Source organism: Pseudomonas frederiksbergensis, from assembly GCF_017114915.1.
GTDB classification, from domain to species: Bacteria; Pseudomonadota; Gammaproteobacteria; order Pseudomonadales; family Pseudomonadaceae; genus Aquipseudomonas; species Aquipseudomonas frederiksbergensis_I.
The window spans coordinates 208450-223878 of sequence record NZ_JAAUOE010000004.1 but is presented as its reverse complement, the minus strand read 5'-3'; the positions used below and the strand labels follow the sequence as shown (position 1 = coordinate 223878).

Below are 15429 nucleotides of genomic sequence, written 5' to 3'. Positions count from 1 at the left end.
TGGTTGATGCTCCCTTGCACATTGCGTTGATAAAACAACCGGCGAACTCTGAGCCCGGCTCTTGGGGCATAATCTGCGCCGCTACTGGATTGCAGCGAGCCAATGGGCTAAAAGGTGCCCAGCGTAAAAAACAGTTAAGAAATGTGCTGCATTTTTCTGCACAACACCTGAACAACAATAGTCGCTCCCAACATTTTGGCTGACCGGCGCGTATTCATTGCCGCTTGGGCCTTTTGAGAAAACCATTCATGAAGAAGCTGTGTTTGCTGGGCCTGTTCGTCAGCCTGGCCAGTCATACCGTATTGGCCGCCACGACACCCGCACCTCTGGAGAACAAGGACGCCTTCATCAGCAACCTGATGAAGCAGATGACCCTCGATGAAAAGATCGGCCAACTGCGCCTGATCAGCATCGGCCCGGAAATGCCGCGGGAGATGATCCGCAAGGAGATTGCCGCCGGCAATATCGGCGGCACCTTCAACTCGATCACCCGCGCCGAGAACCGTCCGATGCAGGACGCGGCCATGCGCAGCCGGTTGAAGATCCCGATGTTCTTCGCCTATGACGTGATCCACGGCCACCGCACCATTTTCCCGATTCCCCTGGCCCTGGCCTCGACCTGGGACATGGACGCCATTGGCCGCTCCGGACGCATTGCCGCCCAGGAAGCCGCGGCTGACAGCCTCGACATCACTTTCGCGCCGATGGTCGACATCTCCCGCGACCCGCGCTGGGGCCGCACGTCCGAAGGCTTCGGCGAAGACACCTACCTGGTTTCGCGAATCGCCGGCGTGATGGTCAAGGCTTTGCAGGGCAGCGGTGCAAACGCGGCCGACAGCATCATGGCCAGCGTCAAGCATTTTGCCTTGTACGGCGCGGTCGAGGGCGGTCGCGACTACAACGTCGTCGACATGAGCCCGGTCAAGATGTACCAGGATTACCTGCCACCGTACCGCGCCGCCATCGACGCCGGTGCCGGCGGGGTAATGGTTGCGCTGAACTCGATCAACGGCGTGCCGGCCACCGCCAACACCTGGCTGATGAACGACCTGCTGCGCAAGGAATGGGGCTTCAAGGGCCTGGCGGTCAGCGACCACGGGGCGATTTTCGAGCTGATCAAACACGGCGTCGCCCGCGACGGTCGTGAAGCGGCGAAGCTGGCGATCAAGGCCGGCATCGACATGAGCATGAACGACACGCTCTACGGCAAAGAGCTGCCGGGGCTGCTCAAATCCGGCGAGATCGAACAGAAAGACATCGACAACGCCGTGCGCGAAGTCCTCGCCGCCAAGTACGACATGGGCCTGTTCAAGGACCCGTACCTGCGCATCGGCAAGGCCGAGGATGACCCGGCCGACACCTACGCCGAAAGCCGCCTGCACCGCGCCGAAGCCCGTGATGTCGCGCGCCGCAGCCTGGTGTTGCTGAAGAACCAGGGCGAAACCCTGCCGCTGAAGAAAACCGCGAAAATCGCCCTGGTCGGCCCACTGGCCAAGGCGCCGATCGACATGATGGGCAGCTGGGCCGCCGCTGGCCGTCCCGCGCAATCGGTCACCCTGTTCGACGGCATGACCCACGCACTCGGCGCGCAGTCGACGCTGATCTACGCCCGTGGCGCGAACATCACCGACGACAAGAAAATCCTCGATTACCTGAACTTCCTCAACTTCGATGCCCCGGAAGTGGTGGACGATCCGCGCCCGGCCAACGTGTTGATCGACGAAGCGGTAAAAGCCGCCAAGGATGCTGATGTGGTAGTGGCTGCGGTGGGCGAATCCCGTGGCATGTCCCACGAATCCTCCAGCCGCACCGACCTGAACATCCCGGCCAACCAGCGCGAGCTGATCAGGGCGTTGAAGGCTACCGGCAAACCGCTGGTGCTGGTATTGATGAACGGCCGGCCGCTGTCGATTCTCGAAGAGAACGAGCAGGCTGACGCGATTCTGGAAACCTGGTTCAGCGGCACCGAAGGCGGCAATGCCATCGCAGACGTGCTATTCGGCGACTACAACCCGTCGGGCAAACTGCCGATCACCGTCCCGCGTTCGGTGGGTCAGATTCCGACCTACTACAACCACCTGAGCATTGGCCGGCCGTTCACCCCGGGCAAACCGGGCAACTACACCTCGCAGTATTTCGAAGACACCACCGGGCCGCTGTTCCCGTTCGGCTTCGGCCTGAGCTACACCCAGTTCAGCCTGACCGACATGGCGCTGTCGTCGACCACGCTGAACAAGACCGGCAAGCTCGATGCCAGCGTCGTGGTGAAAAACACCGGCAAACGTGACGGCGAAACCGTGGTGCAGTTGTACATCCAGGACGTGACCGGTTCGATGATCCGCCCGGTCAAGGAGTTGAAGAACTTCCAGAAAGTGCTGCTCAAGGCCGGCGAACAGAAAGTCGTGCGCTTCACCATCACCGAGGATGACCTGAAGTTCTACAACGCCCAGCTCAAGTACGCCGCCGAACCTGGCAAGTTCAACGTGCAGATCGGCCTGGACTCCCAGGACGTGACGCAGCAGAGTTTCGAGCTGCTGTAACCCCTGACACACCGCAATTGATCGTTCCCACGCTCTGCGTGGGAATGCCTCAAGGGACGCTCCGCGTCCAGTGACGCGGAGCGTCACGGGCTGCATTCCCACGCAGAGCGTGGGAACGATCTGAAAAAGTATTCAGCCCCGCCGATCCAGCAGATTCACCACCACCCGATCCACCCATCCCCACACCCTTTGCTTGACCCGCCGCCATAACGGACGGCGCTTCCACGCTTCGAGGCTGACTTCCTGGCTCAGAGAAAAGTCATGCTCGAAACTCGCCGCCACCGCCCGGGTCAGTCCGGGGTCCAGGGCTTCAAGGTTGGCTTCCAGGTTGAAACGCAGGTTCCAGTGATCGAAATTGCACGAACCGATGCTCACCCAGTCATCGATCAACACCATTTTGAGGTGCAGGAAACACGGCTGGTATTCGAAGATCTTCACCCCGGCCCTGAGCAGTCGCGGGTAATAGCGATGCCCGGCATAGCGCACCGACGGGTGATCGGTACGCGGCCCGGTCAGCAGCAGACGCACATCGACGCCACGATTCGCCGCCCGGCGCAGCGAGCGGCGGACTTTCCAGGTCGGCAGGAAATACGGCGTGGCCAGCCAGATTCGCCGCTGGCCGCTGTTCAGCGCGCGAATCAACGATTGCAGAATGTCCCGGTGCTGACGGGCGTCGGCATAGGCGACCCGGCCCATGCCCTCGCCCATCGCGGGCACTCGCGGCAGACGCGGCAAACCGAAGTGCGAAGCCGGTTTCCAGGCACGCCGATAGCGGTTGGCGATCCATTGGCGGTCGAACAGCAACTGCCAGTCGATCACCAGCGGGCCGGTGATTTCCACCATCACTTCGTGCCATTCGCAGGTGTCTTCGCCCGGTGACCAGAATTCATCGGTGACCCCGGTGCCGCCGACCACTGCCAGGCATTGATCCACCAGCAGCAGTTTGCGGTGATCGCGATAGAAATTGCCCACCCAGCGCCGCCAGCTCAGGCGATTGTAGAAACGCAACTCGACACCGGCGGCCATCAGGCGCTGACGCAAAGTCAGGGTGAAGGCCAGGCTGCCATAGTCATCGAACAGGCAGCGCACCCGCACGCCGCGTTCGGCCGCCTGGACCAGCGCCTGAACCATAGCCTCGGCGCAGGCCCCCGCTTCCACCAGATACAGCTCCAGTTCGACTTGTTCTTCGGCGCGGGCAATCGCCACCAGCATGCGCGGGAAAAATTGCGGGCCGTCGATCAGCAATTCAAAACGGTTGCCGTCGCGCCACGGAAAAATTGCGCCGCGCATCTCAGCGCGCCGTGAAAATCAGCACCGCACCCACCGGCACCGACAGACTGATGGCCGACAAACCGGCGACCTTGCGCAAACTTTCCAGGCCCGGGGCCAGATCGAAATCTTCGGCGCGGATCACCAAAGGTTCGAGGGTCACCACTTGAAAGCGCCGGTCATCGAGACGAGTCGCCAGCAGTTCAGCGTTGTATTGCTGTTGTTTGCCATGCAAGTTGACGGTCAGCGGCAAGCGCAACTCCAGTTGTGCACCGGGTGCCAGGTCATTGATCGGCCGCAGATCGATCTGCGTGGTGATCAGTGCCTCAGGGAATTTCTGGATTTCGAACAGCTCCTTGCGCATGCGCTCGTCACGCAGCGGAATGCCGCTGTTGACCGACTCCAGCTCCACTTCTACTTCGGCCAACCCCTTGGGATCGACTTTGCCGTGCAGCACCAGAAAGCGCTGCACTTCAGAGATGTTGGCGTTTTTGGTGCTGATGAACGACAGCCGCGAGGACTCGCCATCCAGATACCAATTGGCCTGAGCCGACACGGTGACGCCGGCCAGCAACAGGAAGGCGAGGGTTTTGCAGACAAAGCGGTTGAACATAGAGACTCGTGGGCAGATAAACCTGAGCGAACCTTAACTGTCCGCGAGTCAGTTGCAAACCTGTAGCAGCTGCCGAAGGCTGCGTTCGGCGGCGAAGCCGTCGTAAAACCATGCATTGCGGTGTTTCAGATAGATAGGGGGGACCGGTCTTGGCGACGGCTGCGCCGCCGAACGCAGCCTTCGGCAGCTGCTACATAAGCTGCGATCTTTTCAAGGGATCAGGCGGCAGCCCTGGCGCTCGCCGATCCACTGTGCGCTGTTGCTGCGCCCCATACCGCCGACCGTCACCCGCTTGCTCGCGGCATCATCGACGAACCCGCTGGTGGGCAAGTACTGCTTCACATAACCCTGGCAATACGCCGCCGCATTGTTCATCACATAGCGACACGAGCAGTACTCCTTGGCGGTGTAAGCACTGATGATGTCCGGAAACGCCCACAGCGCGACACGTTCCTGCCAGCCCCAGCCGAGCACGGCGATCAGCAGCACCAGCAACAGCGTGCTGAACGGCCGACGGCGAATGAAACTGCGGCGGCTCATGGCTGCACCTTCATGGCGAACGCCTTGAGCGCGTGTTTGAGCAGTTCGTTGTGCCGATAACGCCCGTCGCGGTCATCGCCGTAGCGCACGATCACCAGCTTTTCGCTGGAAATCACGTACATCGCCTGACCCCAATGGCCCAGCGCGGCGAAGGTGTCGACGGGCGCATCGGGCCAGGGTTGTGCCGCACCGTCCACCGCGCGATTGAGCCACCAGTGACCGCCGGGCACCGCTTCATCCTGGTTGGCTCGATAGTGGGCGAAAGGCTCACGACTGAAGTCGACCCAATCCTTGGGCAATAGCTGCCGCTCGCGCCAACGACCGTCGCGCGCCATCAACAGACCGACGCGTGCCAGGTCCCGGGCGGTGAGGTAGGCATAGGACGAAGCGACAAACGTCCCCGTGGCATCCGCCTCCCAAACCGCGCCGCGAATGCCCAAGGGTTCGAACAATGCGGTCCACGGATAATCCGGATACCGGGCCGGGCCGACGATGTTTTTCAGCGCGGCGGCCAACAGATTGCTGTCGCCGCTGGAGTAACGGAAGGCCCGACCGGGCCTGGCGTACGCGTCGTGCCCGGCGGTGAACGCGGCCATGTCGCGGTGACCACGGGTGTAGAGCATGGCCACCACCGAGGACTTCAACGGTGCGTATTCATAGTCTTCCTGCCAGTCCAGGCCCGAGGCCCAGTGCAGCAGATCGGCCATGGTCATGGCGGGGTGTTTTTCCAGCGGCGGATAGAACTGCACCGCCGGGTCCTGCCGTTTGAACAGGCCTTCGCCATAGGCCACGCCGAGCACCGTGGCCATCAGGCTTTTGCTGATCGACCAGGTCAGGTGCGGGGTGTCGGCGCGGGTCGGCGCGGCGTAACGTTCGTAGACGAGTTGGCCGTCGCGGATCACCAGCAAGGCATCGGTGCGGATGCCTTCGCGGGTGGTGTCGTTGCGGGGTGGGAACGCGTAGTTCTCCAGGGCTTGAAGGGCTGGGCCGGTGATTTTCGGGCCGGGCGACCATTGCTCATCCGGCCAGTTTTCAGCCTTAGACGGAAGGCTGAGCAGCAGCATGAAAATCAGGGACAAGCCTTTGAACATGAGGGGCGCTCGGAGGGATGAACCAGCAGAGCCTAGTCGAGCTTGATGACAGTTCCGGGATTTGTGTCGTCAATGGGATCGCCTTCGCGGGCAAGCCTCGCTCCTACAGGATTTGTGTCGTATCACTAAACTTGTAGGAGCGAGGCTTGCCCGCGAAGGGTTCCTTCAGCCTTACGACAATCCCGCCAACGCCTTGGCCAACCGTTTCCCCCGCGCCCCTGCCGCCAATTCCATCACGCTCTGATCGCGCTGCCACATCGCCGCCCATTGCGGCGGACCATCGGCCAGGGCCTGATTCACTTCAGCCTTGAGCCCGTCGAACTGCGCAAACAACCCGCCCAGCAACACATGCCCGGCCGGATTGTTCGGCGCCTGGCGGCTGACTTCCGCGCACCCGGCCAGCAGTGCCAGCAAACGCAGCTGCAAGGTTTGTGGCCAGTCGCTGTCCTGACCGACGCCGAACAGCCAGGCGGTCATGGCGCTCAGCACATAGATGTCTTCCAGGGTGCGGAATGGTTTGACGTAAGCATCCCAGCCATCCCCCGCCAACAATTCGCACAGTGCGTTATCGAGAAACAACCGGCCGTGGCCGATGTCCGGCATCAGCGGCATCGGCGCGAGTTTTTCCAGGCGCACGCCCGGTTCGCCGGGGTAAACCACCGCCAGACTCAAGCGCGGGGCGTCGCCGGGTTCTTCACTGCGGGCGGCGACCAGCAGCCAGTCGGCGGCGTCGCCAGCGGTGACGAAATCCTTGCGTCCAGTCAGGCGCAAATCGCGCAGCCGGGTCTGCATGTCCGCCACCCGCAAGCTGCGCTGTTCGGTCGCGCACAACGCCCCCAGGCTCAGTGGCGCGCTCGGCCAAAGCATGCGCAACGCCGCTTGATAGCCCACCAGAAACGCCAGCCCAGGTGTCGCCATCAGCCGTCCGCCAGCCACCGCAAGATCGAACGGCGTGACCGTGCCCAAGCGTTGCAACAAGGTCGAAAAACCTTCGCCAAGGTCTGGGTCGGCGGGCAAGCGATCGCTGCGGTTCAACAGGGTTTGCCAGGGCATAAGAGGCTCCTTGTGGGCTGTCATATAAGCATCACCAAAGCTTCATGGCGATGACACCGGGGCTACATAGCCTGACTTTGCACAACACGGCTGCATAAAGAAAGTCGATCGGCCGCAACCCAAGACGGGTGGCCAGCCCGTACGGAGATTCGCAATGACTCAGATCGCCCGCATCAGCGACACCGGCAATGAACGCCGCCTGCAAGCCGAACGCCTGGTGGGCGCCGAGGCACTGCAGGAAGCCCAGGCCTTGCGCTTCAACGTGTTCAGCGGCGAATTCAACGCCAGGCTGAAAGGCGCGGAGCTGGGTCTGGACATGGATGATTATGATGTTCACTGCGCCCACATCGGCGTGCGTGACTTGAACACCGGGCGCCTGGTGGCGACCACTCGTTTGCTCGACCACACCGCCGCCGGCAGCCTGGGCAAGTTCTACAGTGAAGAAGAATTCAGCCTGCATGGCCTGGTCCATCTCAAAGGCCCGATCCTGGAAATCGGTCGCACCTGCGTCGACCCGGCCTACCGCAACGGCGGCACTATCGCCGTGCTCTGGGGTGAGCTGGCGGAAGTGCTGAACCAGGGCGGCTACAGCTATCTGATGGGTTGCGCGAGCATTCCGATGCAGGACGGCGGCATCCAGGCCCATGCGATCATGCAGCGCTTGCGCGAACGTTACCTGTGCACCGAACACCTGCGGGCCGAGCCGAAGAAACCATTGCCGACGCTGGCAATTCCATCGAACGTCATCGCCGAAATGCCGCCACTGCTCAAGGCCTACATGCGCCTGGGGGCGAAAATCTGCGGCGAGCCGTGCTGGGACGAAGACTTCCAGGTGGCCGACGTGTTCATCCTGCTCAAGCGCGACGAGCTCTGCCCGCGCTACGCCAAGCACTTCAAGGCGGCTGTGTAATGAGCCGCTTGCGGGTGTACGCGCGAATTGCGCGAGTGCTGATGGTGGTGGCGCTGGGCTTGGGCATGGCCAGTGTGTTCGGCGCGTTCGAACGATTGGGGATTGCCCATTCGATGGTCCGTCGCCAGCGCTGGTCGCGGTTTTTCATGGCGCGGCTGAGCAATGCCCTGCCCTTTCGTGTGACCGTCCACGGTCAATTGCCCAAGGCACCGATGCTCTGGGTCAGCAATCACGTGTCCTGGACCGACATTCCGCTGTTGGGCATGCTCACACCGCTGTCATTCCTGTCCAAGGCCGAAGTGCGCACCTGGCCGGTGGCGGGCTGGTTGGCGGCCAAGGCCGGCAGCCTGTTCATTCGCCGTGGTTCAGGCGACAGTCAATTGATCCGCAAACAGATGACCCGCCATCTGGAACAGGAACACCCGCTGCTGATGTTCCCGGAAGGCACCACCACCGATGGCCGTTCGCTGCGCACCTTCCACGGTCGTTTGCTGTCCGCGGCGATCGATTCCGAAGTGGCGCTGCAGCCGGTGGCGATTCGTTATCTGCGCAATGGCGAGCTCGATACCCTGGCACCGTTCATTGGCGATGATGATTTGCTGTCGCACCTGATGCGCTTGTTCGCCAATGATCGGGGGGACGTGGAAATTTACCTGCTCAAACCGATCGAATGCCAGGACCGGGAGCGTGCAGCGCTGGCGTTCGAGGCACAGCAGGCGGTGCAGAAGACGTTGTTTGGGGCGATTCCACAGACGCAACCGGAGCCGCTACGCCCTGCCATCGCGGCCTGACACCAATCCCCCGTAGGAGCTGGCTTGCCAGCGAAGGCGGCTTAACTTCCAACGAAGATGTTGAATGTTATGGCTTTTTCGCTGGCAAGCCAGCTCCTACAACAAGCCAGCCCCTACATTAGATCTCCTTCGTTTGGGCGAATGCCTGTAACTCGGGATAGAACAACCGGAAATCCTCGCTCAACGGTTCATACAACCGCCGCAACTCCTGCATCGCTGCGGCCAGTTCCTCGGGCCGCGTCAGTCTCCGTGAAATCCCCCGCAGCACCTGCTCAAGTACTTCGAACTCCTGATAAGCCCCCAACCAGTCATTGGCCACCATGTGCGGCGCAATTTTCGCCAGGCGCTCCGGCAGCTGCGGCTCGGCCAACAGCACCCGGTAAACGTCCGAGGTGAATTGCGCCAGCGGACGGTCGGCGTACAACGTCCAGTCCCGCGCCAGGCAGTGGTCGAAAAACACATCGAGCGCGATCCCGGCGTAGCGCCTGCGCGTGATGGAAAACCGCGACAAGGCGATGTCCACCAGCGGATGGCGATCGGTAAACACGTCAATGCGGCGATGCAACTGAATGGCCGCCTCGATCTCCGGATCGAACTGCCCTTGCAGCCGTCCCTTGACGAAATCGCCATACAGACTGCCGAGCATTTGACCGGGGCGCTGGCCACCGAGGTGCAGATGTGCGAGATAGTTCATGGGCGCAGCTTAGCACTGCGTCATCCATATCGTTATAACCCGATATACCGATTTGCACAGTTATCAGAGCAAAATCATATTGGTATATCGCGAAGTACCGATTTAAAGTTCGCCTCATCGCGATATAGCGTTTTACTCATCACGAGCCCAAACCCATGACCATCGACCTCGACGAAATAATAAAAGCGCTGGCACACCCAGTACGCCGAGACATCCTCATCTGGCTGAAAGACCCCAAGGTTCAGTTCCCGGAACAGCTCCACAACCATGAATACGGCATTTGCGCCGGACAGATCGATCAACGCTGCGGCCTGTCGCAGTCGACCGTGTCCGCCCATTTGGCGACCTTGCAACGGGCGGGACTGATCAGCAGCCAGAAAGCCGGTCAATGGCACTTCTTCAAACGCAACGAGGACGTGATTCAGGCGTTCCTCGACGCCATCGTCAAAGAGCTCAGCGCTCCGACAAGGAACTGATAATGCCCCTCTCGCTACTCATCCTGGCCTTGAGCGCCTTCGCCATCGGCACCACCGAGTTCGTCATCATGGGCTTGCTGCCCGATGTGGCGGCGGACCTCGGCGTGTCGATCCCCGGTGCCGGCTGGCTGGTGACCGGTTACGCCCTGGGCGTGGCCATCGGTGCGCCGTTCATGGCACTGGCCACCGCCAGACTGCCGCGCAAAGCCGCATTGGTAGCGTTGATGGGGATCTTCATCGTCGGCAACCTGCTCTGCGCCCTGGCCAGTGATTACAACGTCCTGATGTTTGCCCGGGTAGTCACGGCCCTGTGCCACGGCGCCTTCTTCGGCATCGGTTCGGTGGTGGCGGCGGGTCTGGTGCCGGCCAATAAACGCGCGTCGGCCGTGGCCCTGATGTTCACCGGTCTGACCCTGGCCAACGTCCTCGGCGTACCGCTGGGCACCGCGCTCGGCCAGGAAGCCGGCTGGCGTTCGACCTTCTGGGCAGTGACCGTGATTGGTGTGATTGCGCTGATCGGCCTGATCCGCTTCCTGCCGGCCAAGCGCGATGAAGAAAAACTCGACATGCGCGCCGAACTGCGCGCTCTCAAGGGTGCCGGTATCTGGCTGTCCCTGAGCATGACCGCCTTGTTCGCAGCGTCGGTCTTCACCTTGTTCACCTATGTCGCACCGCTGTTGGGCGAAGTCACCGGCGTCTCGCCACGCGGCGTGACCTGGACCCTGGTGCTCATCGGCCTGGGCCTGACCGTCGGCAACATCATCGGCGGCAAGCTGGCCGACAAAAGCATGGCGGCGACGCTGATCGGCGTGTTCATCACCATGGCGGTGGTGTCCACCGTGCTGACCTGGACCAGCATTGCCGTGATCCCCACCGAAATCACCCTGTTCCTTTGGGCCACCGCTTGCTTTGCCGCCGTACCCGCCCTGCAAGTGAACGTGGTGACCTACGGCAAGGCGGCACCGAACCTGGTGTCGACCCTGAACATCGGCGCTTTCAACGTTGGCAACGCGCTGGGTGCCTGGGTCGGGGGCAGCGTCATCGCCCACGGTTTCGGCCTGACCCGCGTGCCACTTGCGGCCGCCGCACTGGCGGTGCTCGCCCTGCTGGTGACCCTGATTACTTTCCGTCAGAGCGGCGATGCCGAGCTGGCCCCCGCTACTAATTAATCGCTAAAAGAGAGCTATTAAATGACGACTATTTTCGATCCGATCAAACTGGGCGACCTCGAGTTGGCCAACCGCATCATCATGGCACCGCTGACCCGCTGCCGCGCCGACGAAGGCCGTGTGCCGAACGCGCTGATGGCTGAATACTACGTACAGCGCGCCTCTGCCGGCCTGATCCTCAGCGAGGCCACGTCGGTCACGCCGATGGGCGTCGGTTACCCGGACACGCCCGGTATCTGGTCCAACGACCAGGTGCGCGGCTGGAGCAACGTGACCAAAGCGATCCACTGCGCGGGTGGCAAAATCTTCCTGCAACTGTGGCACGTGGGTCGGATTTCCCACCCCTTGTACCTGAACGGCGAAGCACCGGTCGCGCCGAGCGCCCTCCAACCCAAGGGCCATGTCAGCCTGGTGCGTCCATTGGCCGACTTCCCAACCCCACGCGCCCTGGAAGTCGCCGAAATCGCCGACATCGTTGACGCCTACCGCGTGGGTGCCGAAAACGCCAAGGCTGCCGGTTTTGATGGCGTGGAAATCCACGGCGCCAACGGTTACCTGCTCGACCAATTCCTGCAAAGCAGCACCAACCAGCGCACCGACCACTACGGCGGCTCCCTGGAAAACCGTGCGCGTCTGCTGCTGGAGGTGACTGACGCTGCCATCGAAGTCTGGGGGGCTGGCCGTGTGGGTGTGCACCTGTCACCCCGTGCCGACCTGCATGACATGGGCGACGACAACCTGTCCGAGACGTTCACCTACGTCGCTCGCGAGCTGGGCAAGCGTGGCATCGCCTTCATTTGCTCACGCGAGAAAGAAGCCGGCGACAGCCTCGGCCCACAATTGAAAGAAGCCTTCGGCGGCCCGTACATCGCCAACGAACGCTTCACCAAGGACAGCGCCAACGAGTGGCTGGCCAGCGGCAAGGCTGACGCGGTGGCGTTCGGTGTACCGTTCATTGCCAACCCGGACCTGCCGGCGCGCTTGAAGGCCGATGCGCCGTTGAACGAGGCGCGTCCGGAATTGTTCTACGCCAAAGGCCCGGTGGGTTATATCGACTATCCGGCGTTGTAAGCGTCAACCGTTGAAATGCAAAAGCCCCGACTCGAAAGAGCCGGGGCTTTTGCGTAGGGAAGATCGAAAGATCGCAGTCTTCGACAGCGCCTGCATTGCAATCTTGTCAGCGTTTGCGCTGCCCCCAGGCGACCGCAAGACCACTGAGGCAAATCACTGCAATCCCGATCACACCGAAGCTGTCCGGCGTGTGATCGAAGATCAGGTAACCGTACATCCCGGCAAACAGAATCTGCCCATAGCTGAACGGCGCGAGCATTGCCGGAGCGGCATGACGGAAGGCCTGGGTCAGCAGCATGTGACCGAGCATGCCGCAGGTGCCCAGGCCAATCATGAACAGGCCGTGCACCAGGCTGGGCGTGCTCCAGAAAAACGGCAACAACGCGGTCATGATCAGGCTGTTGAGAATGCCGGTGAGAAAGTTGCTGGTGGTCGGACTGTCCACACCGCTGAGCAGTCGCGTGAGCAACTGATAGAAGCCAAAACACAACGCCGAACACAGCGGCAGCAAAATCGCGGGGGTAAACAGTGCACCGCCAGGCCGCACGACAATCAACACACCCAAAAACCCGCTGAGTACCGCCAGCCACTGATTGCGGGTTACCCGCTCACGCAGCAAGGGCACGGACAACGCGGTCACTAATAACGGTGCAAGAAAGGTGACGGCCGTGGCTTCAGCCAAGGGGATGTAACGCAGACCGGTGGTGAACAACAGGCTGGTGCCGATCAGGCACAGGGCGCGTAATAACTGCAATCCGGGACGCTGGGTGCGCACCACCGCCGAAAAACCACTGCGCGGCACGAAAATCACCAGCATCAACAAGGTGTGCACCACGTAACGTGCCCAAACCACCATCACGATCGGGTAGAAGCCGGACAGGTACTTGGACAACGTGTCGTGGCTGGCGAACAACAAAACCGCCAGACAGATCAGCGCGATCCCCTTGATCGGCTGCTCGGCGCCCTTGTAGCCCGGGGTGTTCACACTCATTCACACACTCGACACAAAATCCCTACAAAATACGTAGCTCGCTACCTATCAACCTGGCAAGTGTACGTATATAAAAGCACCCCATTACACAAAGGCGAGCGAAGCAGGGATATTTCCCCCGCTTCAAGCTTGACATAAATGGATCCAATTACGCATTTTGTTTCATTTGCGCAGGCTGGTACTCAAGCGCAGCATGTCCAACCCTGTATCGACCCAACGCTCGGCTTCGGTGTGCAGTTGAAAACTGTCGGGAGCCAACAGCCACTGATACAGGATGCCATCGATGTACGCATGCAGGCTGATGGCCGCGCGGGCAGTGTCGAGGTCTTCCGGCAGTTGCCCGCGATTCACCGCATTACTCAGGGCCAGCGCGATTCGCACATTGCAATCGAGATTGACCGTTCGGCGCTGCTGGCGCAGGTCGCACATTTCATCGGTGAACTCGCACTTATGAAACAGAATCTCGTTGATGCGTCGGGTTTTCGGGTCAAGGGCAACTTGATGAAACAAATGGATCAGCAGCTTGCGCATGCAACCCAGCGGATCGAGTTCATCTTCGCTTTCACTGGCCTTGGCCATTTCATCCAGCGGCTCGTGCAAGGTATCGAGCATTGCCTGCAACAGATCCGCCTTGTTGCTGAAATGCCAGTAGATGGCCCCGCGAGTCACGCCGGCCAAGGTAGCGATATCCGCCAGTGTCGTGCGTGCCACGCCTCTCTCGAAAAAGGCTTTTTCTGCCGCTTCGAGTATCTGGCTTCGGGTTTCTTGAGCTTCCTCTTTGGTGCGACGAACCATGGCAGTACAACCTCAATCAGGATGTTTCAGCGATGTCTGAATATCCGCTGAATAAAAGTGGGGCGAGCGCTCTCGGGCTTCGTCTCCGGCCTACAATTCCAGCCTTTGAACAGTTTTCGTAACCGTGTGGATACACCGCCAAGGCCTTTACAAACAACCATGAACGTAAGTATATTCCTTAGCAAGCTACTTATCCACCCGGTAGAGATTTTTTACCTTTCCACCTTTCTTGTGCGCTGTTTGCGCGCCTGACCCGAGGATCTTCATGCAATTCAAGCCAGCTGTTACCGCTCTGGTTACTGCCGTCGCCCTGGCATCGCTGCTCAGTGGATGTAAAAAGGAAGAGGCGGCGCCTGCCGCACCCACCCCTCAGGTCGGCGTCGTAACCCTGCAACCACAAGCCTTCACCCTGACGTCCGAACTTCCGGGGCGCACCAGTGCGTTCCGCATCGCCGAAGTTCGCCCACAGGTCAACGGCATCATTCTCAACCGACTGTTCAAGGAAGGCGCCGACGTCAAGGCCGGTCAGCAGCTCTATCAGATCGACCCGTCGGTGTATGACGCGACGCTGAAAAGCGCCGAAGCCAACCTGCGTTCGACCAAGTCGATCTCCGATCGCTACAAGCAACTGGTCGACGAACAGGCCGTCAGCCGTCAGGAATACGACACGGCGCTGGCTAACCGCCTGCAATCGGAAGCGTCCCTGCAGACCGCCCAGATCAACGTGCGCTACACCAAGGTTTACGCACCGATCTCCGGTCGCATCGGCCGTTCGTCAGTGACTGAAGGTGCACTGGTCAGCAGCGGCCAGACCGACGCCATGGCCGTCATCCAGCAACTGGACCCGATCTACGTCGATGTGACCCAGTCCTCAGTGGAGCTGCTTGAGCTGCGTCGCGAACTGGAAAGCGGCCGTCTGCAAAAGGCCGGCGACAACGCCGCCAAGGTCAAGCTGACCCTGGAAGACGGCAGCCAGTACTCACTGGACGGCAAGCTGGAGTTCTCCGAAGTCTCGGTTGACCAGACCACCGGTTCCGTGACCCTGCGCGCCGTGTTTCCCAACCCTGAACACACCCTGCTGCCGGGCATGTTCGTTCACGCCCAGTTGCAGGCCGGTGTGAACAGCGCAGCGATTCTGGCGCCGCAACAAGGCGTGACCCGTGACCTCAAAGGCACCCCGACCGCGCTGGTCGTGGGTCCCGACAATAAGGTCGAACTGCGTCAGCTCAAGGCCAGCCGTACTGTCGGCAACCAATGGTTGATTGAAGATGGCCTGAAGGCTGGCGATCGCCTGATCACCGAAGGGCTGCAATTCGTCAGACCTGGCGTTGAAGTCAAGGCCACAGAAGCCACCAACGTTAGCGCCAAGAGCCCGGTCCCCGCACAGGCAGCCAAAGTCGCTGTCGGCGGCAAAGGGGAGTAAATC

At 61.0% G+C, this 15429-nt stretch carries 15 protein-coding genes; 7 read left to right on the top strand and 8 right to left on the bottom strand.

Annotated elements, in window-relative coordinates; translation table 11 throughout:
* The first annotated feature begins 248 nt into the window (after positions 1-248).
* Positions 249-2540 (top strand): beta-glucosidase BglX, encoded by a 2292-nt coding sequence (bglX, locus tag HCU66_RS05260; protein WP_205887475.1) that lies wholly within the window; start codon positions 249-251, stop codon positions 2538-2540.
* Between the two features lie 132 nt (positions 2541-2672).
* Here the strand turns inward: bglX and HCU66_RS05255 are convergent, their stop codons facing one another.
* The 5 genes from HCU66_RS05255 to HCU66_RS05235 all read right to left on the bottom strand — a co-directional run bounded on the left by HCU66_RS05255 (position 2673) and on the right by HCU66_RS05235 (position 7106).
* Positions 2673-3830, bottom strand: a complete 1158-nt coding sequence (locus HCU66_RS05255; RefSeq protein WP_205887474.1) for a phospholipase D-like domain-containing protein — start codon at positions 3828-3830, stop codon at positions 2673-2675.
* A gap of 1 nt (position 3831) precedes the next feature.
* Entirely contained in the window at positions 3832-4422 is a 591-nt protein-coding gene (locus HCU66_RS05250) for a YceI family protein (protein ID WP_205887473.1), read from the bottom strand.
* A 210-nt stretch (positions 4423-4632) separates the two neighbouring features.
* Entirely contained in the window at positions 4633-4962 is a 330-nt protein-coding gene (locus HCU66_RS05245; protein ID WP_205887472.1) for an amidase, read from the bottom strand.
* Positions 4959-6053: a serine hydrolase domain-containing protein gene (locus HCU66_RS05240; RefSeq protein ID WP_205887471.1), complete on the bottom strand. Its 1095-nt coding sequence runs from the start codon at positions 6051-6053 to the stop codon at positions 4959-4961. The genes HCU66_RS05245 and HCU66_RS05240 overlap by 4 nt, the downstream gene beginning before the upstream one ends.
* Before the next feature lie 171 nt (positions 6054-6224).
* Entirely contained in the window at positions 6225-7106 is an 882-nt protein-coding gene (locus HCU66_RS05235; RefSeq protein WP_205887470.1) for an acyl-CoA dehydrogenase family protein, read from the bottom strand.
* Between the two features lie 154 nt (positions 7107-7260).
* Between HCU66_RS05235 and olsB the strand changes: the two genes are divergently transcribed.
* A complete protein-coding gene (gene olsB / locus HCU66_RS05230) occupies positions 7261-8016 on the top strand; it encodes an L-ornithine N(alpha)-acyltransferase (protein ID WP_205887469.1) in 756 nt (251 codons plus the stop codon).
* Positions 8016-8807 carry a lysophospholipid acyltransferase family protein gene (locus tag HCU66_RS05225; RefSeq protein WP_205887468.1) on the top strand — a complete coding sequence of 264 codons (792 nt, stop codon included), beginning with the start codon at positions 8016-8018 and terminating at the stop codon, positions 8805-8807. Before olsB ends, HCU66_RS05225 begins: the two co-directional genes overlap by 1 nt.
* 118 nt (positions 8808-8925) lie before the next feature.
* On the opposite strand, the gene HCU66_RS05220 is transcribed toward HCU66_RS05225, so the two are convergent.
* Entirely contained in the window at positions 8926-9501 is a 576-nt protein-coding gene (locus HCU66_RS05220) for an acyl carrier protein phosphodiesterase (protein WP_205887467.1), read from the bottom strand.
* Positions 9502-9656: 155 nt separating this feature from the next.
* On the opposite strand from HCU66_RS05220, the gene HCU66_RS05215 reads away from it, so the two are divergent.
* From HCU66_RS05215 to HCU66_RS05205, 3 genes are read left to right on the top strand one after another with little or no spacing between them, the layout of a single operon-like run.
* Entirely contained in the window at positions 9657-9977 is a 321-nt protein-coding gene (locus tag HCU66_RS05215) for an ArsR/SmtB family transcription factor (RefSeq protein WP_030132713.1), read from the top strand.
* Between the two features lie 2 nt (positions 9978-9979).
* Positions 9980-11146 carry an MFS transporter gene (locus tag HCU66_RS05210; RefSeq protein ID WP_205887466.1) on the top strand — a complete coding sequence of 389 codons (1167 nt, stop codon included), beginning with the start codon at positions 9980-9982 and terminating at the stop codon, positions 11144-11146.
* 21 nt (positions 11147-11167) lie between these two features.
* Complete coding sequence (locus HCU66_RS05205; protein WP_205887465.1) at positions 11168-12217, top strand: alkene reductase; 1050 nt, start codon at positions 11168-11170, stop codon at positions 12215-12217.
* Between the two features lie 106 nt (positions 12218-12323).
* Here HCU66_RS05205 and HCU66_RS05200 read toward each other — a convergent pair whose 3' ends face one another.
* Positions 12324-13208, bottom strand: coding sequence for a DMT family transporter (locus HCU66_RS05200; protein WP_205887464.1), 885 nt, complete (start codon positions 13206-13208; stop codon positions 12324-12326).
* A gap of 162 nt (positions 13209-13370) precedes the next feature.
* Positions 13371-14003, bottom strand: coding sequence for an efflux system transcriptional repressor EmhR (gene emhR / locus HCU66_RS05195; protein WP_205887463.1), 633 nt, complete (start codon positions 14001-14003; stop codon positions 13371-13373).
* A gap of 265 nt (positions 14004-14268) precedes the next feature.
* Here emhR and emhA point away from each other — a divergent pair, with 265 nt between their 5' ends.
* On the top strand, positions 14269-15426 hold the full coding sequence (gene emhA / locus HCU66_RS05190; protein WP_205887462.1) for an efflux RND transporter periplasmic adaptor subunit EmhA: 1158 nt from the start codon (positions 14269-14271) through the stop codon (positions 15424-15426).
* Positions 15427-15429: the final 3 nt, after the last annotated feature.

Coding starts and splice junctions, on each gene's coding strand:
- HCU66_RS05240 (WP_205887471.1), bottom strand. CDS start 6,053: ATGTTCAAAGGCTTGTCCCTGATTTTCATGCTGCTGCTCAGCCTTCCG.
- HCU66_RS05250 (WP_205887473.1), bottom strand. CDS start 4,422: ATGTTCAACCGCTTTGTCTGCAAAACCCTCGCCTTCCTGTTGCTGGCC.
- HCU66_RS05225 (WP_205887468.1), top strand. CDS start 8,016: ATGAGCCGCTTGCGGGTGTACGCGCGAATTGCGCGAGTGCTGATGGTG.
- HCU66_RS05200 (WP_205887464.1), bottom strand. CDS start 13,208: ATGAGTGTGAACACCCCGGGCTACAAGGGCGCCGAGCAGCCGATCAAG.
- olsB (WP_205887469.1), top strand. CDS start 7,261: ATGACTCAGATCGCCCGCATCAGCGACACCGGCAATGAACGCCGCCTG.
- HCU66_RS05235 (WP_205887470.1), bottom strand. CDS start 7,106: ATGCCCTGGCAAACCCTGTTGAACCGCAGCGATCGCTTGCCCGCCGAC.
- emhA (WP_205887462.1), top strand. CDS start 14,269: ATGCAATTCAAGCCAGCTGTTACCGCTCTGGTTACTGCCGTCGCCCTG.
- HCU66_RS05215 (WP_030132713.1), top strand. CDS start 9,657: ATGACCATCGACCTCGACGAAATAATAAAAGCGCTGGCACACCCAGTA.
- bglX (WP_205887475.1), top strand. CDS start 249: ATGAAGAAGCTGTGTTTGCTGGGCCTGTTCGTCAGCCTGGCCAGTCAT.
- HCU66_RS05220 (WP_205887467.1), bottom strand. CDS start 9,501: ATGAACTATCTCGCACATCTGCACCTCGGTGGCCAGCGCCCCGGTCAA.
- HCU66_RS05255 (WP_205887474.1), bottom strand. CDS start 3,830: ATGCGCGGCGCAATTTTTCCGTGGCGCGACGGCAACCGTTTTGAATTG.
- HCU66_RS05245 (WP_205887472.1), bottom strand. CDS start 4,962: ATGAGCCGCCGCAGTTTCATTCGCCGTCGGCCGTTCAGCACGCTGTTG.
- HCU66_RS05205 (WP_205887465.1), top strand. CDS start 11,168: ATGACGACTATTTTCGATCCGATCAAACTGGGCGACCTCGAGTTGGCC.
- emhR (WP_205887463.1), bottom strand. CDS start 14,003: ATGGTTCGTCGCACCAAAGAGGAAGCTCAAGAAACCCGAAGCCAGATA.
- HCU66_RS05210 (WP_205887466.1), top strand. CDS start 9,980: ATGCCCCTCTCGCTACTCATCCTGGCCTTGAGCGCCTTCGCCATCGGC.